Source organism: Shewanella sp. 10N.286.52.A9, from assembly GCF_041468985.1.
Taxonomy (GTDB): Bacteria; Pseudomonadota; Gammaproteobacteria; order Enterobacterales; family Shewanellaceae; genus Shewanella; species Shewanella japonica.
The window spans coordinates 1,034-24,331 of the sequence record NZ_JBFRJQ010000003.1 but is presented as its reverse complement, the minus strand read 5'-3'; the positions used below and the strand labels follow the sequence as shown (position 1 = coordinate 24,331).

Annotated in this window: 19 protein-coding genes; 15 read left to right on the top strand and 4 right to left on the bottom strand. The window is 38.2% G+C overall.

What is annotated here, in order from left to right:
* Nucleotides 1–136 precede the first annotated feature (136 nt).
* The 9 genes from AB4128_RS02235 (at nt 137) to AB4128_RS02195 (ending at nt 13,060) form a co-directional block, all read left to right on the top strand.
* Nucleotides 137–670, top strand: coding sequence for a cell division protein ZapC (locus AB4128_RS02235; RefSeq protein ID WP_065108241.1), 534 nt, complete (start codon nt 137–139; stop codon nt 668–670).
* Between the two features lie 1,073 nt (nt 671–1,743).
* Nucleotides 1,744–3,198: a xylulokinase gene (gene xylB, locus AB4128_RS02230; RefSeq protein WP_372036635.1), complete on the top strand. Its 1,455-nt coding sequence runs from the start codon at nt 1,744–1,746 to the stop codon at nt 3,196–3,198.
* A 73-nt stretch (nt 3,199–3,271) separates the two neighbouring features.
* Nucleotides 3,272–4,588, top strand: a complete 1,317-nt coding sequence (gene xylA / locus AB4128_RS02225; protein WP_372036633.1) for a xylose isomerase — start codon at nt 3,272–3,274, stop codon at nt 4,586–4,588.
* Between the two features lie 339 nt (nt 4,589–4,927).
* Entirely contained in the window at nt 4,928–5,911 is a 984-nt protein-coding gene (locus tag AB4128_RS02220) for a Gfo/Idh/MocA family protein (protein ID WP_372036631.1), read from the top strand.
* Between the two features lie 64 nt (nt 5,912–5,975).
* Complete coding sequence (locus AB4128_RS02215; protein WP_372036629.1) at nt 5,976–6,458, top strand: GNAT family N-acetyltransferase; 483 nt, start codon at nt 5,976–5,978, stop codon at nt 6,456–6,458.
* A gap of 269 nt (nt 6,459–6,727) precedes the next feature.
* A complete protein-coding gene (locus tag AB4128_RS02210) occupies nt 6,728–7,786 on the top strand; it encodes a LacI family DNA-binding transcriptional regulator (RefSeq protein ID WP_372036628.1) in 1,059 nt (352 codons plus the stop codon).
* A gap of 261 nt (nt 7,787–8,047) precedes the next feature.
* Complete coding sequence (locus tag AB4128_RS02205; RefSeq protein WP_372036627.1) at nt 8,048–9,655, top strand: glycoside hydrolase family 43 protein; 1,608 nt, start codon at nt 8,048–8,050, stop codon at nt 9,653–9,655.
* 228 nt (nt 9,656–9,883) lie between these two features.
* The gene (locus AB4128_RS02200; protein ID WP_372036625.1) at nt 9,884–11,032 is read left to right on the top strand and encodes a diguanylate cyclase; all 1,149 of its coding nucleotides are present in this window, start codon (nt 9,884–9,886) and stop codon (nt 11,030–11,032) included.
* 381 nt (nt 11,033–11,413) lie between these two features.
* Nucleotides 11,414–13,060, top strand: coding sequence for a methyl-accepting chemotaxis protein (locus AB4128_RS02195; RefSeq protein WP_372036623.1), 1,647 nt, complete (start codon nt 11,414–11,416; stop codon nt 13,058–13,060).
* Between the two features lie 363 nt (nt 13,061–13,423).
* On the opposite strand, the gene AB4128_RS02190 is transcribed toward AB4128_RS02195, so the two are convergent.
* Nucleotides 13,424–13,738, bottom strand: coding sequence for a hypothetical protein (locus tag AB4128_RS02190; RefSeq protein ID WP_055024481.1), 315 nt, complete (start codon nt 13,736–13,738; stop codon nt 13,424–13,426).
* A 184-nt stretch (nt 13,739–13,922) separates the two neighbouring features.
* Here AB4128_RS02190 and AB4128_RS02185 point away from each other — a divergent pair, with 184 nt between their 5' ends.
* The 3 genes from AB4128_RS02185 (at nt 13,923) to AB4128_RS02175 (ending at nt 16,845) form a co-directional block, all read left to right on the top strand.
* On the top strand, nt 13,923–14,417 hold the full coding sequence (locus AB4128_RS02185) for a putative 4-hydroxy-4-methyl-2-oxoglutarate aldolase (protein ID WP_055024482.1): 495 nt from the start codon (nt 13,923–13,925) through the stop codon (nt 14,415–14,417).
* 62 nt (nt 14,418–14,479) lie between these two features.
* Complete coding sequence (locus tag AB4128_RS02180; protein ID WP_372036620.1) at nt 14,480–16,300, top strand: AsmA family protein; 1,821 nt, start codon at nt 14,480–14,482, stop codon at nt 16,298–16,300.
* Nucleotides 16,300–16,845 (top strand): BsuPI-related putative proteinase inhibitor, encoded by a 546-nt coding sequence (locus tag AB4128_RS02175; protein ID WP_055024484.1) that lies wholly within the window; start codon nt 16,300–16,302, stop codon nt 16,843–16,845. The genes AB4128_RS02180 and AB4128_RS02175 overlap by 1 nt, the downstream gene beginning before the upstream one ends.
* Nucleotides 16,846–17,022: 177 nt before the next feature.
* Here the strand turns inward: AB4128_RS02175 and AB4128_RS02170 are convergent, their stop codons facing one another.
* Both AB4128_RS02170 and gloB read right to left on the bottom strand, forming a co-directional pair.
* A complete protein-coding gene (locus AB4128_RS02170) occupies nt 17,023–18,540 on the bottom strand; it encodes a LysM peptidoglycan-binding domain-containing protein (RefSeq protein ID WP_055024485.1) in 1,518 nt (505 codons plus the stop codon).
* Nucleotides 18,541–18,683: 143 nt separating this feature from the next.
* The gene (gene gloB, locus AB4128_RS02165) at nt 18,684–19,460 is read right to left on the bottom strand and encodes a hydroxyacylglutathione hydrolase (RefSeq protein WP_055024486.1); all 777 of its coding nucleotides are present in this window, start codon (nt 19,458–19,460) and stop codon (nt 18,684–18,686) included.
* 316 nt (nt 19,461–19,776) lie between these two features.
* Here gloB and AB4128_RS02160 point away from each other — a divergent pair, with 316 nt between their 5' ends.
* Nucleotides 19,777–20,502 (top strand): class I SAM-dependent methyltransferase, encoded by a 726-nt coding sequence (locus AB4128_RS02160; RefSeq protein ID WP_055024487.1) that lies wholly within the window; start codon nt 19,777–19,779, stop codon nt 20,500–20,502.
* A 5-nt stretch (nt 20,503–20,507) separates the two neighbouring features.
* On the opposite strand, the gene rnhA is transcribed toward AB4128_RS02160, so the two are convergent.
* Complete coding sequence (rnhA, locus tag AB4128_RS02155) at nt 20,508–20,981, bottom strand: ribonuclease HI (RefSeq protein ID WP_372036617.1); 474 nt, start codon at nt 20,979–20,981, stop codon at nt 20,508–20,510.
* A gap of 68 nt (nt 20,982–21,049) precedes the next feature.
* Between rnhA and dnaQ the strand changes: the two genes are divergently transcribed.
* Together dnaQ and AB4128_RS02145 are read left to right on the top strand one after the other, a co-directional pair.
* Nucleotides 21,050–21,784: a DNA polymerase III subunit epsilon gene (dnaQ, locus tag AB4128_RS02150; RefSeq protein WP_055024489.1), complete on the top strand. Its 735-nt coding sequence runs from the start codon at nt 21,050–21,052 to the stop codon at nt 21,782–21,784.
* A 3-nt stretch (nt 21,785–21,787) separates the two neighbouring features.
* Nucleotides 21,788–23,083: a TIGR03503 family protein gene (locus AB4128_RS02145; protein ID WP_282166850.1), complete on the top strand. Its 1,296-nt coding sequence runs from the start codon at nt 21,788–21,790 to the stop codon at nt 23,081–23,083.
* Nucleotides 23,084–23,298 lie beyond the last annotated feature (215 nt).

Genomic DNA, 23,298 nt, shown 5'->3' with positions numbered 1-23,298 from the left:
AGTTATAGCGATCGCGTTTTTGATCTTTCGATCGTTATAACTTTTTGATCTCTATATCAATTATTTGAAATAACTTTTGATATTGTTGGAAATATAATCTATTATCAGACTGTATTCTTATAATTAGGTACTAAAAATGTTATTAATGCCAAATAAGGACTGGCAGTGGGAATTTAATGAATGCTATAAGCAATTAAGTATTTCATTGGGTCCTGATATGGAGTTCTTAACTCCATATAAAAGTAAATCTCTCATCCCTGATGCGTTAATAACATCAGAGTTTAGTGTCGAGCACGCTAAATTCTATATTCACATGCTTGAAACCTTACCTAAAATTGTCAATATGTCTGATGCGGCGATTGTTCAAACTGCATTAAATGCTACCGCCTCACATTTTTTGCTTAAACCACAAATGCCGAAATCATGGTTTTTTGAAATAAGCCAAGAATGTGTTTATTGCGAAGTTGGTAAACTGTTTCTGTTAAATGCTAGTGGTAATAACGTACTGGTATTAGTGGTAGAAAATAGTTTGCAAGCCGCTTTAGTTATGGTGCTATCTAAAGAGTGCCCATTAACCGAAACTAAAGTTTTACAGCAATTTGAAACGATTAAAGTGATGCATAATCGATTAAACCCGCTGAAGAAGATTGCACAGGTTGTTGCTGCGTAACTGCTATAGAGTAGGGTAGTTAATTCAAGTTTATCTCTCAATGAATGCATTACATGTCTGAAAATCTAGATGCTATAGATTAATTTCTTTTTAGCTAGCTATATTTTACTTATAAATTCATATTCTTTGTTCCATTTTTCGATATCTCCTACTTTATTTAAGCTTTTATTTCCTATCCCACAATCTTGGTTTCTGTTGCAATTCTAGACATATTGATTAATAAAAGCTCAGTATCACCTGATAATTAGTCACTGTATATTGCTGATAAATTGTTCGTTAAGTTAATTGTTAAGCTATAACTTCGATGCGTTTTCGTTTGCATTGTTAGTTAATGAGGCTGCCAGTTAATGAGGTTGATAGTTATAGACAGTGTTACTCATAATATGGTTTTTAGCTCATGATATATTTCTCATAGCGAATAGTTATTTTGTTTATGAATTATTTTTTAATTGAAAGCTTGTTAAATCGTGAGTAGCTCTTGAGCTGACTGATATGTTGTCATCATTAAAAACTTACAGTAAATTTCGGCGCTAATATTATTACTACGCGTATCCCTTTCCCTCTTCCTTTCACTAAAGCTTTCATTAACAGTTAACGCTGACCTTTAAAATAATTCTATTAACCTTGAATGCTGTTAAACACTCTTATTATCTAAACCCGAATAAAGAACCATTTACATATTTGATGCAAAGCATAGCTCTCTGTTTAAAATACACTTAACTAAACCTAGCCATTATGCAGTGTTTAGCTTTAGTTATTTGTTCTTAAATCTAAAAATGAATAAACAGGGGGAGATATGTCAAGGATGACGAATTGATATTATTTTTGATATTTCTAGCTGATCTACAATCTCATATTTCATGTCTTTTGCTACGTTTCAGTTTTTAATGACTGCTTATCAATGTTGGATGTTCTTCAAGTCATTGTTTTTATGACCTATTGCAAAAATTATTTGAAAAAGTAACTTTTTAATTGTGAGCGGTAACATTTTAATGTAATGTTTATGTTACTTTCATTTGGCGAAGTATTGTTCTCCAATGAGCCTTAATTAAGAACTGTTCGAGGAAGAGACTGTGTACTTAGGGATTGATTTAGGAACATCTTGTATAAAGCTAGTATTGGTAACTGAAGGCGGCACTGTTGTAGATACAGCGAGTGTGTCGCTCACCGTTTCTCGTCCACAACCATTATGGTCAGAACAATCTGCTGAGTCTTGGGGTCAGGCAGCGATGACAGCAATGGACAAACTTGCTGCTAATGGTCAACTCGCAGATTTAAAAGCAATTGGACTTTCAGGCCAAATGCATGGCGCAACATTACTTGATAATCATGGTGACGTACTTCGTCCTGCAATGTTATGGAATGATGGTCGAAGTGCAATGCAGTGCTCTAGTATTGAGGAATCAGTGCCTAATGCTCGTCAGCTTACCGGTAACATGATTATGCCAGGTTTTACTGCGCCAAAGTTATTGTGGGTTAAAGAGAACGAGCCTGCGATTTTCGATAAGGTCGCAAAAGTATTATTACCAAAAGATTATGTTCGTTACCTTCTAACTGGTGAATTTGCATCTGATTTATCCGATGCAACAGGCACTGTATGGACTGATGTGGCGAAGCGAGATTGGGATGACAATTTACTGGCTGCTACAGGCCTTTCTCGTGACCACATGCCAACTCTTTATGAAGGGTCTGAAATCACTGGTTACATTAAACCAGAATTAGCCAAACGCTGGGGTATTAAACAAGTGCCAGTCGTTGCCGGTGGCGGTGATAATGCTGCTGGTGCGGTAGGTGTAGGCATCATTAAGCCTGGTCAAGCTATGTTGTCTCTTGGGACTTCCGGTGTTTATTTTGCGGTGACTGACGGTTACAAATCTAACCCAGATAGTGCCGTTCATAGCTTCTGTCATGCGCTTCCTGGTACATGGCATTTAATGTCTGTTGTATTGAGTGCTGCTTCTTGTTTGAGTTGGTTAGCAAATTTAGTCGGTAATGTCAGTGTACCTGAGTTATTAAATGAATTAGCACAACAACAATCAGATAACCAATCAGATCTTATTTTCTTACCTTATTTAAGTGGCGAACGCACGCCACACAATAATCCACACGCTAAAGGTGTTTTCTTTGGGCTTACTCATTCAACTGAACGAGCTGACATGACTAAAGCCGTGTTAGAAGGAGTGGGCTATGCATTTGCTGATAGCTGCGATGCATTGCATGCATCGGGCGTAAAGCCTGATGAAGTGTCCTTGATAGGTGGTGGTGCTAAAAGTGAATATTGGCGCAAATTATTGGCAAATATTCTTGGCCAAAATCTCGTTTATCGACAAGGCGGCGATGTTGGTCCCGCGCTTGGCGCTGCTAGACTTGCGCAACTCGCGGTAACACCCAATGCCAATATTGAAGATATTTGTCCTGTACCAACATTAGTTGAGTCATATGAACCCAATCAAGCCGAATTTAACCATCACAAAGAGCGTCGTGAAAAATTCAGCCAAATTTATCAAAACCTAAATTCATTATTTTAATGATTAATAATAAGCGTATTGAAAAAGTAGTGACTTTTTACATGCGTATTTACCTTACTGTTTGGAGAGAACTATGAGTGAATTCTTTAGTGGCGTCAGCAAAATAAAATATGAAGGCCCAGAATCAACTAATCCTTTGGCGTTTCGTTATTACGATGAAAATAAAGTCGTATTAGGTAAAACAATGAAAGAACATCTGCGTTTTGCAGCATGTTACTGGCATAACTTTTGTTGGAATGGTTTTGATATTTTTGGTGCTAATACATTTGACCGTCCTTGGTTAGAATCTGGCGAACCTTTAGTAATGGCAAAACAAAAAGCCGATGTCGCGTTTGAGTTTTTCCAAAAGCTTGGCGTGCCTTATTACTGTTTTCACGATGTAGATGTTTCTCCAGAAGGTGCCAACATTCGTGAATATCTAAATAACTTTGCTGAAATGACGGATGTGCTTGCACAGAATCAAGAAGAAACCGGCATGAAGTTACTATGGGGTACTGCAAACTTATTCAGTAATAAGCGTTATATGTCAGGTGGCGCGACGAATCCAGACCCTGAAGTGTTCGCTTATGGCGCAACCCAAGTTTGTACTGCAATGAATGCAACACAACGCCTAGGCGGTGAGAACTACGTTTTATGGGGCGGGCGTGAAGGTTACGAAACGCTATTAAATACCGATTTAAAGCGTGAGCGCGAACAGTTTGCTCGATTCCTTACCATGGTAGTTGAACATAAACATAAAATTGGATTTAAAGGTGCTCTATTAATCGAGCCAAAACCACAAGAGCCGACTAAGCATCAGTATGATTACGATACTGCGACGGTACATGGTTTCTTATCTCAGTACGGTTTAGAAAAAGAGTTCCAAGTGAACATCGAAGCGAACCACGCAACGCTTGCAGGGCATTCATTCCATCATGAAATTGCTAATGCCTTTGCACTTGATGTGTTTGGCTCTATCGACGCTAACCGTGGTGATCCTCAACTGGGTTGGGATACGGATCAGTTCCCAAATAGTGTCGAAGAAATGACATTAATCATGCATGAAATTTTGAAAGGTGGTGGCTTTAAGTCAGGCGGCTTTAACTTTGATACCAAAATCCGCCGTCAAAGTATCGATCCAAATGATCTATTCCACGGCCATATTGGTGGTATGGATACGATTGCTGTGGCATTGCTTAAAGCGGCTGACATGTTTACAGATGCAACCTTAGAGAAAAAGGTTGCGCAACGCTATGCAGGTTGGGATGGTGAACTAGGTCAAAACATTTTAAATGGCAAGCTAGATTTAGCAGGCTTAAGTGAATTCGCCCAAGCTAAGCAGCTTGACCCTAAACCACAGAGTGGTCAGCAAGAGTTATTAGAAAATTATGTTAATCGCATGATTTTTTAATGTTCATGCTTTTTCACGTAATCTCATTCTACAAGAAGGTCGCTTGTGAATATTGATTACTTTTTATTGGCTCTTATCAATGCAATGCTTGCTAAATAAGAGTTGCGATAACTTTGGTTGTCGTATTGATAAACCGCCGTTAATACTAATTAACGGCATTTTTATTGTCGTGACCGTTAATCGCCAATAGTATAAAAATAGATAATGATAAAAGTTAATCTTGCTCATGCCTTTCATTAAATGGATAAGCTTGGACTATTATTTTGGTTTAAAAAGTTACGGAAGATTATTGATTATATTTTATCCATGCGACTCAGAACAATCAGAGTGGGATAAATAATGAACAAACAAGGATTAGAAATGAAGCAAGTTAGCTGGGGAATTATTGGGGCAGGTAGGATTGCTCATCAATTTGCTGCAGATATGTCATATGTCGACAATAGCAGATTATATGCCATTGCAGCACGTGACTCTAAAAGAGCTGAAGCTTTTAAGACGCAATATGATATTTGTCAATCTTACGGAGATTATGACAGTTTATTCAATGATGAAAATGTCGATGCTATTTATATTGCGACCCCACACAATTTTCATTTCGAGCAAGCAAAGGCTGCAATTCTGGCAGGAAAGGCCGTACTGTGTGAAAAGCCAATTACCATTTCTACTGAAGAAGCAAAGGTACTTTATCAATTAGCAAAGCAAAAAAAAGTTTATTTGTTAGAAGGAATGTGGACGTATTTTTTACCAGCGATTCAGCAAGCAAAGGAATGGGTTAAAGAAGGACATATTGGCAATTTAATGCACATTAAAGCTGATTTTGGTTATCCGCAGGCTTATGAACCTAACTCAAGAGAGTATGCCAAAGAGCTTGCTGGTGGCTGTGTATATGATATGGGAGTATATCCTATTGCCATTACTCAACTTTTCATTAATGAAACGCCAATATCAGGATTTGTTACCTCACATCTGGCACCTAATGGAATCGAAAATGATGCAGCTTTCATATTTGAATATGAAAATGTAACGGCCACCTTAGCTACATCTTTTAGATGCAAATTACAGAATTGGGCTTACATCATTGGTGACAAAGGTTATATTGCTATTCCAGGCTTTTGGCGAGCAAGTCAGTGCTTTTTATATCAGGGAGATGAGTTAATCTCAGAGTTTAATGATAAACGTAAAAGTATCGGTTTTAATTTTGAAATAGAAGCTGCTGCAAACGATATTTTGGCTGGTAAACTCTCATCTAATATAGTGACTGAGCAAATTTCATTAGCATTTCAAGCACGGATGGAATGGATCAAATCCCAAATAAACCAATAGTTTTTTGACTCTAAGATACCTTTTGAGTTTGACAAAGTGCTAGTTAATTTGGAGTGGAGTAAAAATGAATATTGAAATCAAACCGATCGCACCAAATCAAGATCAGACCGTTGCAGATATTATTGCAAAAGTAGGTACAGAATTTGGTGCAATTGGGGAGGGGTTTGGTCCTTCAGATCCTGAAGTAAGTCAAATGAGCCGATATTATTCTTTAGAAAATAAAAGCCAATATTATGTAGCCACATTAAATGGCCAAATCGTGGGATGCGGTGGAATAGCAAAGTTTAATGACAGTGAGCAAACTTGTGAATTACGAAAATTGTTCCTGTTACCAGAATCAAGAGGCTTTGGCATTGGTAGAAAACTTACTAAAGTGTGTTTGGATTTTGCGCAATCTCAAGGATACGAGCAGTGCTATTTAGATACCTTAGCATCAATGAAAGCTGCTATTTCTTTATATGAATCTATGGGATTTACACATTTAGATAAGCCTCTTACAGGAACTATTCATGGTGGCTGTGATATATGGATGCTTAAGCGTTTTTAATAACATAGTGCTTAAGACGCAAGCAATGATTAATCGTTTTTGTAAGTTATCGGTATCATAATTATTCTTGTTTGGCACTTTATAAGATTAATGTTACTTATTGCTATGTTTCTATTCGTTTTATATTGGTATGTTTTGTCTTAATAAAGCATAAACAGATAATTTTAATAAGTTCAAACTGGGTTATTTGTTGAGTAATCCTGTTATTTTTTCCTTCGTATTGTTACATTTGAATTTCGTAACATTTTTAAGCTGCTGGCGAGTCTGTAATGAGTCCAATAAGTAAGAGTAATTCTAAAACAAAATCCACGATTCAGGATGTTGCTGAATTAGCTGGTGTATCAAAAATGACAGTTTCTCGAGTGTTGAACAATGATGAAAAGGTCAGTGATAAAACGCGTTTAAAAGTTAAAGAGGCGGCCAATAAATTACATTACAGACCAAATATTTCGGCTCGTCGCTTAGCCAGTGCAAAATCTTACTTCATTGGATTACTGTACGAAAACCCTAGCCAAGGTGGTTATGTCAGTCAGTTTATGATGTCAGCGTTAAAAAGCTGTCGGCAGCGTGGTTATCATTTAGTCGTTGATGAATGTGAAGGGACTCAGGTAGAAAAACTGACTATTACTCGTGATCTCGTTGAAGAAACCCGTGTCGATGGCGTCATTTTATTGCCGCCATTTTGCAATAATATTGAAATTCTAAATGAGCTTAAAGCATTGAACGTACCTTACATTCGTGTTTCACCTGATGTCGAGCTGACTCAATCCCCATTTGTTTGTATGGATGATTATCAAGCCGCTTTTGAAATGACTAATCTATTGATAGAACAAGGGCATAGAGATATAGCGTTTATTATTGGCCATCCAGATGTAGGAGCAAGTCGATTACGTTATCAAGGCTTCTTAGATGCAATGCGTTCAAATAAGTTAACTATACCGCCAGAATACATTGAGCAAGGTTTGTTCAGTTATAAATCTGGATTAAGCGCGGCTAAGGCGTTGTTAACTTGTAATAATATGCCAACAGCTATTTTCGCAAGTAATGATGATATGGCGGCAGCGGTTATCTCTGTGGCAAATTCTTTAGGGATACAAGTCCCTCAGCAACTTAGTGTCGTAGGTTATGATGATACGCCAATAGCGACGACGATTTGGCCCAACATTACAACGGTTAAGCAACCAATTGAAGCCATGGCAGAAGCTGCAATAGCAATGTTGACGACAGGAAAGTTTGATCAAGGCTTGAGTGATAAATTGTCTGACTTACGCCACGTGCTTGATTTTGAATTAAAACAGCGTGCTTCAACGAGCCGGGTTAAGTCATAGCTCATTCCTAACGCCTGATCACACCACACCAAGTGAATTTTTATTAGCAGCAATCATTTGCTGCTTTTTTGTGTCACCTCGTCTATTGTCGCGCTTCATCATTTTTAATGCTTTTATTTGTCAAATTGACACTAAGCTGATTTGGTAATATGTTATCGTTAACATATGCATGTTGTATCATACTGTTAACATCCAGTTGTTTTATATTGGCGATTAAAAGAGTGTGAAGGCATTTAACTTATCAAACTGAAAAGGTGAGCTATGAATTTACCCGATATTAATCCCATACTGCCAGGGTTTAATCCAGATCCAAGTATTGTACGTGTGAATGATGATTACTATATCGCTGTATCAACATTTGAGTGGTATCCAGGGGTACAAATCTATCATTCAACAGATTTGGTTAATTGGACCTTAGTCCATCGACCGTTAAATCGAGCTGATTTATTAGATATGACTGGTGTCCCAGACTCATGTGGTATATGGGCACCATGTCTTACACACAATAATGGTAAGTTCTATCTTATTTATACCAACGTCAAACGATTTGATGGCAACTTTAAAGATTCACCTAATTATTTAACTACCTGTGAAACAATCGATGGAGAGTGGACTCGTCCGGTTTATCTCAATAGTAGTGGCTTTGATCCATCTTTATTTCACGATGACGATGGGAAAAAGTGGCTATTGAATATGGTTTGGGATTATCGGCCAGATAGAAGTTTCTTCGGTGGTATCGCTTTACAACAATATTGCGATAAAACAGAAAGATTAATTGGCGAGTCGAAAATTATTTTTACGGGTACAGAGTTCGGGTTAACTGAAGGGCCTCATTTATATAAAAAAAATGGTTACTATTATTTATTAACTGCTGAGGGGGGGACTGGGTACGAACATGTTTGTACTATGGCCCGTTCAAAACATATCGATGGCCCTTATGACGTTGATCCTCAAGGTCCTATTGTAGCAACGGTTCCTCATTTACAGCACAAATTGCAACGTAATGGTCATGGTAGCTTAGTAGAAAGTAAAGAAGGGGAATGGTATTTAGCTCATCTGACTTCTAGACCACTTGACATTGAACAACCTACATCACAGCGTCGCAGTCCTATGGGCAGAGAAACAGCAATAGAATCTGTTCATTATACTGATGATGGTTGGTTTAGGTTAGCGACTAACTCATCGCAGGCACAATTAAATCCAATTGGATTAACAGCTAAACCGCAGCGAGATTTCTCGTTTAGAGATGAATTCACAGATAGATTTATCGCGGATCAATTTCAATGGCTTAGAAGTCCAACCTCTGAAAACTTTGTAAGCACAACCCGTAAACCAGGTAGCTTATTGCTGACAGGAATGCATTCATTAGGTAGCACATTTGAGCAAGCGTTGGTTGCGACAAGGCAGCGTCATTTTTCATTTGTTGCTCAAACCAAAATCATGTTTGAATCTAACCACTTTCAGCAAACCGCAGGATTAATTTGTTATTACAACGCTCATAAATTTCATTATTTATATTTATCTTATGATGAAAAAATTGGGCTAAACCTAGATATTATGAGCTGTGAAGGTGAGCAAAGTTTAGATCTTGTATTTCCAATATTTGAACAGCGTATTCCCTTGTTACAATCATCGGTTTATCTACGAGCAGATGTGCACTATGAAACACTTAAATTTGAATACTCATTAAATGGATCTGACTGGTTTCACATTGCGTCTTTAGATTACAGTTTAATTTCTGATGAAGCAGGCAAAGGAGAAGGTTCCAGTTTTACTGGTGCATTTGTTGGTTTATGTGCTCAAGATTTAACTGGGCAAAACACAGTTGCAGAGTTTAGTTACTTTGACTACAAAGAACGCCATCAATAGGAATGGACATACATACTTTCTGACTTAATGTGAATAACATGGCGATAGAATTTGTGTTATTCACATTATTGAGTGGTGTGGTAAATTTATGACATATTTATTCAATCATATGGAGGATGATTTCGTAGCTAGTATTTGAAAACTTTGCTATATATAAAGACATAATATTAATAATGTTTTACCTGTTTTTGCTGCTTTTAAGCAAAATTTAGGAAAAATGGGTAGTCTATGTTCGACTTTATTTTACGGCCTTTTCATCAAAAACTAACCGGTTTTTCGTTATTGCGTTTTAAGCATTATCACGTCCATCAAGTCATGTTGCCGTATTCCGGATTTTTGTTATCTGTCATTCCTATTTATCTTTTATTTGGCCTTTTAGATTACCAGCACTTAACTGAGCATGCTTGGGTTGCGACACTCAGCAGAGTCTTCTTATCGATACTTTGCATAGTGGTGTTAATTACCTTGCGGCGTTATGCATCCAAGTATTTAGAGCTCGCCGAGCTGTTTTTAGTGTTAACGGTATACATGTCGATTATTACTATCGGAAAATTGGCGATGACCCAAGGTAATTTTGATTATCAATCAGGTGGCGTGTTAGTCATGGTTTACATCGGGGCATTATCTCGAATGCCATTTAAGCTGAGCCTATTTGGTTTATCACTGATGTTGTTGAGTTATTTACTGATAATCGCACCAGATAGAATTGGACAAGATTATGGTGAAGAGCTCGATAGAATATCTATCTTTTTTGCTGTGTTCCTAATTAGTTTAGTGGCTAGCTTACGCCGAGATTCTGAAACTCGTAAAAGCTTCCAGCAGTTTAGCCAAATTAGAAGGCAACAGTTACGGCTTAGAGCAAGTCAGAAAAAATTAGCGTTGCAAACAGTTACGGATCCATTAACCGAGCTTAAAAACCGTTTGTATTTAACTAAAAATGGTCCGCAAATTGAACAAAGCGCACAACACACTAATAAACCATTAAGCGTGTTAATGATAGATATTGATAACTTCAAATCAATTAATGATACCTATGGCCACCAAGTCGGCGACAATGTGATTTATGGAGTAGCGCAAATTATACGTCAACATTGCGGTCGGTATACTGGAATGAATGTACGATACGGAGGAGAAGAGTTTTTATCTGTTTTTCAGTGCTTCAATGAGCAACAGTTATGTCAGATTGCAGAGAAAATCTTAGATGATGTTCCCAAATTGTATTGGCCGAATACCAACCTCAGGGTCACGATTTCTATTGGGGCGTCAATAGATGTAAAACAACGTTGGGATTTGAACGAGTTGATTTCTCATGGTGATAAAGCCTTATATCTTGCAAAACAGAACGGTAAAAATCAGATTAAATTGATAACGCAGTAATACATATCTTATATGCACGTCATCTAGTGATGACCTTAGTTAACTTTTGCTTAATGCTTGCTATTATTTTTTTGATGAACACCTTTTCGACAAGCGTTATTACATGGCGAACACCTCTCACTATTCTATATTTAATTATTCTATTCACCACGAATCATTTGCGGCTTACCCATAGTTGCTGAGTTTATTGATTGATTTTTATTCATGTGCTTTGCTAAATAATTTCTTTAATCGGTCGATTATAAGGAATAAGGTATGTTTATAAGCTAAATTTGAATGATGATTGTTTGGGGAAATAACAATCAATTCATTACTTATTCATTAGCTTTAAACATAGTCTAGTTTGTCTCGATATTTATTCTAATAATACGGTGAACGACAATGAATGCTATAGATCATTTTTTTCGTAAAACGAGTATTTCTAACCGCTTGATGGCCATGATTATGGTTGCAGCTTTTGCAACTGTGCTCATGTTTTTGTTCGCTTTTAACCGTATCGAAAATGTATTGGTGCAAGAAAAGCAGGCCAAACTTACTGGTATTATTGAGGTCGCAAGCTCTGTCATCAATCAGTTTTATTTGGCTTCTGAGCAAGGTGATATGTCGGAGGCTGAAGCGAAACTTGCTGCTATTAATGCCTTAGATAATTTACGTTATTCTGGTAATGAATATTTTTTTACCGTTGATACCAGTGGGGTCATGGTACAACACGCATTTGCGAAAAAGCTCATCAATACAAATGTGTTATCAATGCGTGACCCTGATAATGTGCCGTTATTTCAATTAATGATTGAACGTACTCATAATGCCAAAAATGCCACGGTTAACTACATGTGGAATAAACCCAATCAAGATACTCCTAGCCCTAAAATGAGTGTTGTAGAACGTTTTACTCCATGGGGATGGGTCGTTGGTACGGGGATTTATATCGACGATATCCAAACGCAAAAAAATGAATTTTTGATGCAATATTTATTTTTACTCTTATTGGTTTGGTTACCGATCCTGATTATTTTGTTTGTTATCACTAAAAGTATTTCAAAGCCGATGCAACAGACTATTTCAGCTTTTGAGAATATTGCTAAAGGTGAAGGGGATTTGACACTGAGGTTAGCCGAAGATGGTCAAGATGAACTTAACCAAATTGCCCATAATTTTAATATTTTTACAGACAAGATCCAAAATCTAGTATCTTCAGTTGCGGGAAATGTCACTCAAAGCCAAGCTCTTGCTCAACAGCTTGCATCTATATCATCTGATGCAAATCAAGTGTCGAGTAATGTTCAAATGGAAACCGAAAATGTTGCTACTGCGATAAATGAAATGTCGATGACAGCCGCAGAAGTTGCGTCAAATGCACAAGCTGCTGCACAGAGTGCAAATATTGCCGACACTGAAGCCGACAATACTGCCATGATTGTAGATAAGGCAATGTCAAAAATTGGTGATTTGTCTTCTGAGCTACAACAAACCGAATCTGTTGCAAAAGGTCTAAAAGTTAGCTCCAGCCAGATTGGGCAAATATTAGATGTTATTGTTGGTATTGCTGAGCAAACCAATCTATTGGCATTGAATGCTGCTATTGAAGCCGCTCGTGCAGGTGAAGCGGGTCGAGGCTTTGCTGTAGTTGCCGATGAGGTTAGAACGCTTGCTAGTAGAACGCAAGATTCAACCCGTGAAATCAATGGCATTATTGACGCTATTAGAGAAGCTATTGAAGATGTAAACCATTCAGTAGAACGGGCTTTAACACAATCAGATGAAACCGTTGGTGAAACGCAAAAAGTAGAACAAGCACTTCATTCAATTAAGTCAGCGATTGGGGATATTTCTCAAATGAATATTCAAATAGCAGGTGCAACAGAAGAGCAAAGTGCAGTGATTTCAGAATTAAATATGAATATTACCCGCATTAATGATATGTCGGTAGAGAATAAAAATCATAACGAGAAATTACTGGATAGTAGTGACAATATAGCAAAAGGCTCAAATGAGCTTGAAAACATAGTAGGGCAGTTTAAAGTGTAAACCATAAATAGTCTTATTGATGAACACCTCGCATTTATAAACTAATAAAGCCTTGTTGGAAATATTCAACAAGGTTTTTTTATTCGAACTTGTAAATGCAAATTTATTTCATTTTTGTTAACTGTTTATGGTTAATTTACATAGCTGACGAATTGATATTTGCGTTAAACACATTAAAAATAACATAAGCTATCTGATAGACCGCTTATGGGCTTAGAAATGAGTGCTAGACTGGAGTGGAGATTTAATGCTGCATATATAATACAGCACATATAAATCAACGATGGCCGATAGTAGTTAGCAAAGGGTAATTATCGAGGAAGATGAATCGGTGTTAAGCCAATACATTAGTAGGCCCAGTCATTACTGGTGTTTCAACTTATTCATTATGTTGATAACGTCTTGATACGAGATTTTATACTCTCTTGATAACTGGATGATTTTTGCTTTGTAGGTTTGAATATGTTCTTGCTTTACCAATTCAGTTTGTTTTTCTTCGACAATTTCAGAAACCACTTCTTCTAAGATTTTTAAGCGTCGTAAACTGTAATCCAAAGAAGATAAATACGTCTTCATTTGCATTCTATTACGTGCATTCTCAAGATTTTTAGTTGTTCTATTTTCAAAATCTAATTCATCGAACGCATTTATTACATTTTGTAAATTGATATCAGTCATATTGAAAACTACTTAAAAGTTAATTGGTATTTCGCAATAAATGAGAAATTCAAATACTGCAATGTTTTCATCCATGAACAAGTAAAGTATAGGCGACAGTTTATTCAGATTAATGAATTGTTTCAATAGCTATGGACGTTTATATTATGAGGTAACCTATTCATTTTAGTACATGGAGTGTGAGATGTTAGATTTATTACCCGACTTATTTGACCATTACGAAAATAAACTGACTTTAGTTCAATCGAATTGGAACTCTTATGGTGGTAAAACTATTTTTTATGGCGAAGTGGTCACCGTTAAATGTTTTGAAGATAACTCTAAAGTTAAGTCAGTATTAGCCACACCGGGAAAAGGTAAAGTGCTGGTGGTTGATGGTGGTGGCGTCTGTCGACGGGCCTTATTGGGCGATATGATTGCGGAGTCTGCATTTAATAATGAATGGGAAGGGATAATCATTTATGGCGCAATTAGAGATGCAGGTACTATCGCAACCATAGATATTGGTGTGCAGGCACTTGCGACAAACCCAATTAAAACTGAGAAAAAAGATGTCGGTTTAATTGATGTTGCCATCAATATTGCTGGTGTCGATATTAAACCAAAGATGATGATCTATGCTGATATCAATGGTATTGCCATTGCTGAAAAACCTTTAGATTTAACGGTTTTGAGCTAAACTGTTACATAACAAGATAGTAACGCTAAATTGAGAACCAATTTACTGACAAGGAAGCAAACATGAAGGCACTTAAATGGCTGTTAGGTATCGTGGCTGGGGTAATATTAATACTCGCAGTGTACTTAACGGTATTTTTTGATTTGAATAGTTTTAAACCGCAAATTGTTGAGGCGGTTGAAAATCAAACTGGACGTACATTTGTCATTAAGGATGATTTGAGCTGGAGTGTATTCCCATCGATTGGCATAAAATTGGGTGGGATATCATTGTCTAATCCAGAAAATTTTTCTGCGAACAACTTTGTTGAAGTGAATGAAGCTGTTGCCAACGTAGAATTAATGCCGCTATTAAGCCAAGAAGTTGAAATCGCGATGCTTTCATTAGATGGCTTAACGGTCAATATGATAACTCAAAAGGACGGTACCACGAGTATCGATGGTTTGAGTGGTGACAGTTCGGCAGCTGTGACAGAAGACAAAACGACTGATTCAGCAGCTAAAACAAGTGTTGAACTACAAAGTTTACAAATTGGCGGAGTATCAATTACCAATACCACTATTAATCTGATTGATGAAACGACAGATACGAATCAAGTCTTCAAGCTTAATAGCTTAACATTGGGTGAGTTTTCATTGGGTAATGACGCTGACTTTGCATATGACTTTTCAGCACAGCTTCCTGATATGACGGTTAACAGTAATGGTGAAGGCAAGCTAAATGTCAGTAAAGACTTGGCTAAATTAGTCATTAACGGCTTCACGATTAATACTGATGTCAGCGGTAAGGGCATTCCTAATAATCAATTATCCACGCAATTAGTGACAGATATAGCCGTTGCACTTGATTCACAAAACGTAGAAGTCATTATTAGCAAATTATCTGCAATGGAAATTGATGCTACAGGTAAGCTAAGTGTCAACTATGGTGCAAAAATCCCGAAAATAAACATGCAAATGGACTTTGGTGACATCGATGTGGATAAGTTAATGCCCGCTTCTGATGAACAAACTCCAGCAGAAACAGAAAAGGTGGCGAGCACGGCACCTGCAACAGAGCCTGACTTATCCGCATTGAAAACCATTGATGTGACTATGGGCGTCACTATTAAGTCAATTAAAGTTGCTAATTTACTAACTCAAAATTGGAAAATGAATGCCACAGTTAAAGATGGTATCGCCAATTTGAGTGAATTTTCTGCAAACCTATATGAAGGTAGTATTCAAGCAACGGCAAAACTTGATGCACGCCAAAAAGTCGCAAGTTATCACTTTGAAGAATCATTGACTGGCGTACAATTCAGACCGCTACTAAAAGACGCTGCTGATGTGGATTTAATTTCAGGTGCAGCAAACTTCAAAGTTAAAGGCTCTGGTAAAAGTTTAATCCCTGACAATATAAAGAAAAACCTATTAGCGAAAGGGGATTTTGAAATCGCTGATGGTTCACTTTATGGGGTTAATATTCCGCAAATGATCCGCAGTGCGCAAGATAAGCTCAAAGGTGATCTTTCTGCGAAAAATACTGAAGAGTTAAAAACAGATTTTACAAGTCTGACAGGCAGCTTTGACTTAAATAGTGCAGTACTGACCAACCCTGATTTAGCGATGTCATCACCACTTATACGTTTAAGCGGTAATGGTAATGCCAATATAGACTCACAAACAGTAGATTATAAATTAACTACGTCTTTAGTGGGTTCTTTAGCAGGACAGGGTGGCGAGAAAGATGCATTAGCGGGCGTTGATATTCCGTTAACGATTACAGGTAGCATGCAAGACCCTAAATTTGGTATCGACACGAGTGCGTTATTTGATGCCAAAATAAAAGGTGAAACCGATAAGCTTAAAGATAGCTTGTTCAAAAAATTAGGAGGGTTTTAATGAAACGTTTTATAGGTTGCTTAAGTTTACTGTTAGTGGGTTGTAGTACAACAAGTACAGATGTCACTGCACAAAACACGGATGTCGATACTGCGAAAGAGACTAAAAGTGTCGTAAAAGCAAAATCAATTTCGCTTGGTGCTGGAGTATCAACAATGGCAGAAACCTTATTAGTCGGCTTTTTAGAAGCTGAAACCTATACAGACTCTACTAAAGCAATGTCGGTAAAACATACGGCAACTAACAGTCAGAGTTATCCTGTTAGCTTGATGTTTAATTCAGGGATGACCGCTGATTTAGGACTTTATGATCCTAAAGGTCAACAAATTTGGTCTTCTTCTCAGGATATGATGTATACCCAAGCATTGCGTACTGTTACGTTAGCACCAGCACAAACAATCGAAACTCGTTTTAGTGTACCTGCTGCTGTGATGGCAAAAGTGTCAGGACCGGGATATCGATTCAGTGTCAAGTTTGCTGGTAAAGCTGAAGAAAGTGCAATGCCAGTGATAAATGCAGGTTCAACACCTTTGGTTGTTAACTAGCATTTCGTTTCCATTAGCACTAATCAGCGTAAAAAAATGGCAAGTGATATTATCACTTGCCATTTTTATTGGTGGGATTTAATTAGGTAAATAAAACCAATCATTTTTGGTTTAAGTAACCGATTTAAGCTTAACGAACCAGCACTTTTGTAATCAGTAATGAATAGCGAAACTCAATTAAGCGTTCACTTTTGATACATCAACAATTAAACGTAACATTTGTCCAGGCTGAATATATTTGGTGTTATGTAACTTATTCCACTTGATTAAGTCATCTACAGATACGTTAAATTTATTGGCAATACGGGCAAGTGAATCACCTGAGCGAACTTTGTAGTTAACTGTTCGCTCAGTTGCATTTGTTGATGCACGGCTACCAATTGTCAGTTCTTTTCCAATGCTTAACGCGCCATTTTTAGGCAGACGGTTCCAGCGAATTAAATCATCGACCGAGACATTGTAACGCTTTGCGATAACCCACAGTGAATCGCCAGACTTCACTGTATAAGTGATATTCTTAGGTGTTAATTGATTTTGCGCTAATAACTGATCTGTTGTTAAGTCAGCGCCTTCAGGTGGCACTGGGATAATTAAATATCTGCCAGCTCGAATATTGTTGTTTTTAAGATTGTTACTTGAGCGAATAAATGATGCTGACGTATCGAAGCGTTTGGCGATATGACTGACAGTATCACCTGATTGAATCTTATAACGATGCCAATTGAGCTTGTCTTTTGGGTCAAGTTGCGCCAATTTTTGCTCAAATACATCTCTTTTGTCATAAGGCAGCACTAGAGTGTGCGGCCCTTCTGGTGACGTGGCCCAGCGATCAAGACCTGGGTTAAGTGCTTTAAGTTGGTTTATGTTCATGTCCGCTAAATCAGCAGCCAGTTTTAAATCAATTTGGCTTTGGGTATCGACAACGGCGATATGAGGCTCATTAGCGATAGGTGTTAAGGTAATGCCGTATTTATCGGCATTTTTGATGACATCGGATAAAGCGATGAGCTGCGGGACGTAACGTCGGGTTTCTCGAGGTAATGATAATGCCCAAAATTCAGTGCTTTTACCTGCGGCTTTATTTCTGCGAACGGCATTATTTACTCTGCCTTCACCAGTGTTATACGCTGCTATGGCATACAACCAGTTTTCGCCAGTTCTGTCGTAAAGATATTCTAGAAAATCTAACGCAGCAGTTGTCGCCGCGGGTACATCTCTGCGTCCGTCGTACCACCAATCACTTTTTACCCCAAAATGATTCGATATTGGGGTCGTGAGCTGCCAAAGCCCCGAAGCTGCACTTGCTGAATAAGCAGATGGGTCAAATGAACTTTCAACGATGGGCAATAGCGCAATTTCAATTGGCATGTCACGCTTTTCAAGCTCTTCTACGATGTAATGTAAGTATGGCTCAGCCCGCTGTGAAACGATTTCCAAATGCCTTGGGTTCGCCAAATACCAGTCACGATATTGATTGACGAGCTTTTGGTCATCAATCGGCATTTTCATCTGTAGGCTAATGCGTTGCCATACATCTGTGATCTCGACGGGCTTTTCAACTTTAACGACCGTTTCTTCAGGCTCTACTGGCTTTTGAATGGTAATAGGCTCTTTAGCCGGCTTAGGTGTTGTTAGTGTTTGACAGCCACTTAAAAAGGCCACACCACCAACGATAAAATATAAAGATTTATGCATCAAAAACGAAATTCCTAAGTCTTGCAAAACTGACATGTTTAGTACGTCAGCCTAAAGTATTGGTCAAAATTGAAGCGGCATTGTAGAGCAAAATGCGCTAATTGTCTTTGTTAAGTTAACCTGCGTGGGATATCAACCCTAAACTAAAAGTGATTCTTCCATTCTCTGAGAAGAGTAAATGTTTGTAGTTCAGTCAAATTTTGTTGATTAAACTGCTTTGAAATAGATTGTTTAATTTCTGAACTACTACTTCGTAAAAATGGATTAATTGCTAATTCTGTTGCAATGGTAGACGGGATTGTTGAAATATTGTGCTGTCTTGCTGCTGCAACTTTTTGCTCGTATTGCAATAAAGCTGTGTTATTAGGCTCTACCGCGACCGCAAAAGTGATGTTAGCTTGGGTGTATTCATGTGCACAGTACACTTTTGTGTTGCCATTTAGTTTGGTCAATTTTGCCAATGATGCTGCCATTTGCTCAGGTGTTCCTTCAAATAATCGACCACAGCCGCCACTAAATAAGGTATCTCCGCAAAATAGAGCATCATCAATGCAATAGGCGATATGGCCGAGTGTATGTCCTGGTACCATAAGTACCTGCACTGACGAATTGATAAAAGGTAACGTTAGGGCTTGTTCGCATTCAATAGGATGAGTTAATCCTGCGATGTTTTCTTTTTGAGGACCATATACGCTCAGTTGTTGGTTGTATGCTTGCTGTAAACCTGCGATACCGCCAGTATGATCTGCATGGTGATGTGTGATTAGAATACCGACTAATTCAAGGTCTGTGTCATTGATATGGTCTAACACACTTTGACTACATCCAGGATCGACAACGTAAGCTTTATTGGTTCCTTGCTGATGAATTAACCAGATATAGTTATCATTAAATGCGGGAATAGCGTTAACAGAAAGCATGATTTAACCTTAGTAAAATATGTCGATACAGAGTAACGGATTATTGGAAGCTCGCCAAATGTTGATCAACAGTATGATGAGCCTTGTTGGATTAATACATTCTCTCAATAAACAGTGCACTCTATATTTTGACTTTGATTAAACACTGTCATTTAACAAGAAGTAAAGGCGACGTTATTGCCACTAGAATAAAGAATGTCATTAATTTTACTTATTGATCTCAAAACAATAAATATTTTGTTATCCCTTGACGACTTTGGGTTATAAATCGTTATACTCAATTATCGATATGTATTTTATAAGGGGCTGGGCGTTTATGTCGATTCATCACAAACCGCAACAGTGGCATCAATTACCCTGTGGTGATGAAATACAATTGGCTGTAGAACAGCGCTTAGCAAGTTGGTGGCCAAGAATATTCGGCTACCATTTATTAAAATTAGGTCCTTTAAGTCATCAAATCTCCAGCTTAAATTGTAATATCTCTCGCCATTTTTCTATTCATGAGGAAGAAGGTGCTTCGATTATTGCTGATCCACATCACTTACCTTTACAAAGTGGCTCAATGGATGCGGTTTTAATGAGTTTCTTAATTGAGTTTGAACAAGATCCTTATCGACTACTACGTGAAGTCGATAGGGTAATGATTTGTGGTGGTTATATTTTCATTTGTGGCCTAAACCCGGTAAGCACGGCGTTTGCGGGTAAATTGTTACCTAAGTACCAAACTCAAATTCCTTGGTCTGGGCAATTTTTTATGCCTGCTCGAGTCAAAGATTGGTTAGGATTGCTCGGTTATCAAATACTTCAAGATGAACGGTTTATTTATCACCCTTTAATAGGCGATATCAATCAAGGTAGTTGGTGGCAAAACCGCTTAGAGCGATGGCTACCAGGAATCGGCAGCGTCTATTTAATCGTTGCACGTAAAATGGACTCGCCATTAACACCTATACGAGAAAAGAAAAAAGCTCGAGCGCCGCAATGGGCCCAAGCATCAACAGCGGGGCGAACGGGTCATTCTAAACAGACTAACCAATAATTTGGTTAGTCTGAATTATAATTGACATCTTCTTGCTCGGGCTTTGCTTCAGCAGCCCATCGAGCTAAATCATCACAACGTTCGTTTTCTGCATGGCCAGCATGACCTTTAACCCAACGCCAATCCATTTGATGGATTTGGCTGACCTTATCTAAACGTTTCCATAAATCGACATTTTTTACTGGGGTCTTCGTTGAGGTAATCCAGCCCTTTTTTTTCCAACCGAGGATCCATTGCGTGATACCCTGTCGCATATATTGGCTATCACTGGTTAATATGACTTGGCAGGGCTCATACAAGGCTTCTAATGCGATGATTGGCGCGAGCAGCTCCATTCTATTATTGGTGGTAAGCTTAAATCCGTCAGACATTTCTTTGGTTTGGCGCTTATATTTCATTACAATACCGTATCCGCCAGGACCTGGGTTTCCTAAACATGAGCCGTCAGTATAGATTTTGATAAGTTTTAGTTCTGACATTGAATTGTTACCATACGTTTGACCTTATTTTTGGCAATTATACCTAAACATTTATTAATGAGTTACCTATGAATATTATTTCTAGCGCAAGCCGTCAGGTTATTTTAGATACCGAAACAACAGGTATGAACCAAGCTGGTGGCCCTGTATATATTGGACATCGCATTATTGAAATTGGTTGTGTAGAAGTCATAGATAGAAAACTCACGGGCCGTACATATCACCAATACATCAACCCAGGTCAAGCAATTGACCCTGAAGCAATTGAAGTTCATGGCATCACTGACGAAAGGGTTGCCAAAGAGCCGCGTTTTCATCAAATTGCTCAAGAGTTTATCGACTTTATTGATGGAGCTGAAATTGTTGCACACAACGCTCCCTTCGATATCAGCTTTATGGATCATGAATTTGCTAACTTGCAGCCTAACGGACCGAAAACTGCCGACATCTGTGGCATTCTCGATTCATTAACCGTTGCTAAGCATTTACATCCTGGTCAAAAGAACAACTTGGATGCCTTATGTAAGCGTTATGGCATTGATAACTCAAGAAGAACCTATCACGGTGCATTACTCGATGCTGAAATCCTCGCAGATGTTTATTTAATCATGACGGGTGGACAAATTAAGTTTAATTTGTCCAATGAAAAAGCTGGTCAAGAGGCGGGTGGGATTCAGCTTATCGATCAAAATGAGTTTAATCTTAAAGTGATCTCTGCAACGGCCGATGAACTAGTATCACATGATCAACGTCTTGATTTAGTTCAAAAGTCAGGAAAGTGCCTCTGGAGAGGTGAAGCGTAGCCGATGACCGCATTAAAGCCGTATTGTTTATTGTTCATTTTGCTGATTGGGAATTTGATTCCTCAATCGGCTTTTGCTGTTCCATACACTCAAGCGAGTGAACTCAAAAACCGTTTTCGAATTGATCATATGGTTGATGAGTTAACCTTGTTAGTACAGCGAGAATACGGCACTGCGCCTGTAATTGTCATTTTACCTGACGGCTCAAAATGGTATTCAGACCGTCACCCTGAATCAGTTAAGTGGGTTGATGGCTTAACTGGCGATATGATTAAAATCACTAAGCCTATGCCTGGCCCTTGGCAATTGTTGGGTAGCCTTGCTGAAGGCTCAAGTATTCAGAAAGTTTCAGAACTGGAAATCGAAGTTGAACCCATTCCGCAGCCGTTATATCAAGGTGAACGTCTAAAAGTCACTGCACGATTATTAGGTGACGGGTTAACGGTTAGATTACCTGGCTTAGATTTTATGGTGGAGTGGACCACAAAATTTGCAAGCCATCATAAAAACACCGACGCCAACTTTACAACGGGCACAATCATTGTCGGTTCGTATAAAGACAATGGCGAAGGATTAGATGAAGCACCTGATGATGGTGTGTTCACTGGTAAAAAGAATTTAAATCAGCCTTGGGGTAATTACACTTTAACAGTAGAAGCTCGTAATAATATCTTTCAGCGAGAAGTCAGTTATCCGTTCTATTTGTCTGAAAAGCCAATTGAAGTCGAAATTATAGAGCCAGAAGATAAGCTCAATGGTATTTGGCAGATTCAAGCGCTGGTAAATGAAGAAGCATTAAAACTGGAACAAACGCATTTTCACTTTGATATTGTTGGTCCCGCAGGGCTTAAATTACCGCTAAGCTTTAATGAAGTGACGAGTACTGAAACATTGATTTCGATCCCTCAAGTGACTGACTTTGGTAGTTACCGAATTAAAGGCACTGCGGTATCTACAACAGTCGAAGGACGAGAAATAGTGCTCGATTTACCCGAGCAGTTTTTTAATCTCATCGAACCGCCAGCACCGCCACCTTCAGCTGAAGAGCTCGCTAGACGAGCAGCGATACAAGCTGCAAATGAAGAAGCTGCAGCTAAGGAAGAAGCTATCTTCTGGATCCTTGTCGTTAATGGCTCTTTATTAGTCATTGGTATTCTAGGCTTAATCATTTGGAGAAAAAAACAAGCGCTTAATAAAGCATTAGCTGCGACTAAGCTGCGACTAGAGCAAGAGGGAGGCGAGAAGGAAGATGTCCCGTCTCTTGATGATCTTGATTTAACAATGCCAGATGAAAAGTAGTGTTATTTTGATGGTTGGATTTAAATCCTCTTTATAAGCAGGATGACTTGAGTCGTAAACGACTTTACAAATAGCCGCTGCAAAGCGGCTAGCTAATTCAGCAATAACCACTTTAACACCGACTTTGTATTGATGTTTTGTCCACAGGATTTTTTACCCTTTGTATTTTCATGCGTTATGTATCTACCATACTCTTAAAACTAAAACTAAAACTA

Excerpts from the sequence above, each read along its gene's own strand:
- AB4128_RS02235 (WP_065108241.1), top strand. The coding sequence starts at position 137 with ATGTTATTAATGCCAAATAAGGACTGGCAGTGGGAATTTAATGAATGC.
- xylA (WP_372036633.1), top strand. The coding sequence starts at position 3,272 with ATGAGTGAATTCTTTAGTGGCGTCAGCAAAATAAAATATGAAGGCCCA.
- AB4128_RS02220 (WP_372036631.1), top strand. The coding sequence starts at position 4,928 with ATGAACAAACAAGGATTAGAAATGAAGCAAGTTAGCTGGGGAATTATT.
- AB4128_RS02215 (WP_372036629.1), top strand. The coding sequence starts at position 5,976 with ATGAATATTGAAATCAAACCGATCGCACCAAATCAAGATCAGACCGTT.
- AB4128_RS02210 (WP_372036628.1), top strand. The coding sequence starts at position 6,728 with ATGAGTCCAATAAGTAAGAGTAATTCTAAAACAAAATCCACGATTCAG.
- AB4128_RS02205 (WP_372036627.1), top strand. The coding sequence starts at position 8,048 with ATGAATTTACCCGATATTAATCCCATACTGCCAGGGTTTAATCCAGAT.
- AB4128_RS02200 (WP_372036625.1), top strand. The coding sequence starts at position 9,884 with ATGTTCGACTTTATTTTACGGCCTTTTCATCAAAAACTAACCGGTTTT.
- AB4128_RS02195 (WP_372036623.1), top strand. The coding sequence starts at position 11,414 with ATGAATGCTATAGATCATTTTTTTCGTAAAACGAGTATTTCTAACCGC.
- AB4128_RS02190 (WP_055024481.1), bottom strand. The coding sequence starts at position 13,738 with ATGACTGATATCAATTTACAAAATGTAATAAATGCGTTCGATGAATTA.
- AB4128_RS02185 (WP_055024482.1), top strand. The coding sequence starts at position 13,923 with ATGTTAGATTTATTACCCGACTTATTTGACCATTACGAAAATAAACTG.
- AB4128_RS02180 (WP_372036620.1), top strand. The coding sequence starts at position 14,480 with ATGAAGGCACTTAAATGGCTGTTAGGTATCGTGGCTGGGGTAATATTA.
- AB4128_RS02175 (WP_055024484.1), top strand. The coding sequence starts at position 16,300 with ATGAAACGTTTTATAGGTTGCTTAAGTTTACTGTTAGTGGGTTGTAGT.
- AB4128_RS02170 (WP_055024485.1), bottom strand. The coding sequence starts at position 18,540 with ATGCATAAATCTTTATATTTTATCGTTGGTGGTGTGGCCTTTTTAAGT.
- gloB (WP_055024486.1), bottom strand. The coding sequence starts at position 19,460 with ATGCTTTCTGTTAACGCTATTCCCGCATTTAATGATAACTATATCTGG.
- AB4128_RS02160 (WP_055024487.1), top strand. The coding sequence starts at position 19,777 with ATGTCGATTCATCACAAACCGCAACAGTGGCATCAATTACCCTGTGGT.
- rnhA (WP_372036617.1), bottom strand. The coding sequence starts at position 20,981 with ATGTCAGAACTAAAACTTATCAAAATCTATACTGACGGCTCATGTTTA.
- dnaQ (WP_055024489.1), top strand. The coding sequence starts at position 21,050 with ATGAATATTATTTCTAGCGCAAGCCGTCAGGTTATTTTAGATACCGAA.
- AB4128_RS02145 (WP_282166850.1), top strand. The coding sequence starts at position 21,788 with ATGACCGCATTAAAGCCGTATTGTTTATTGTTCATTTTGCTGATTGGG.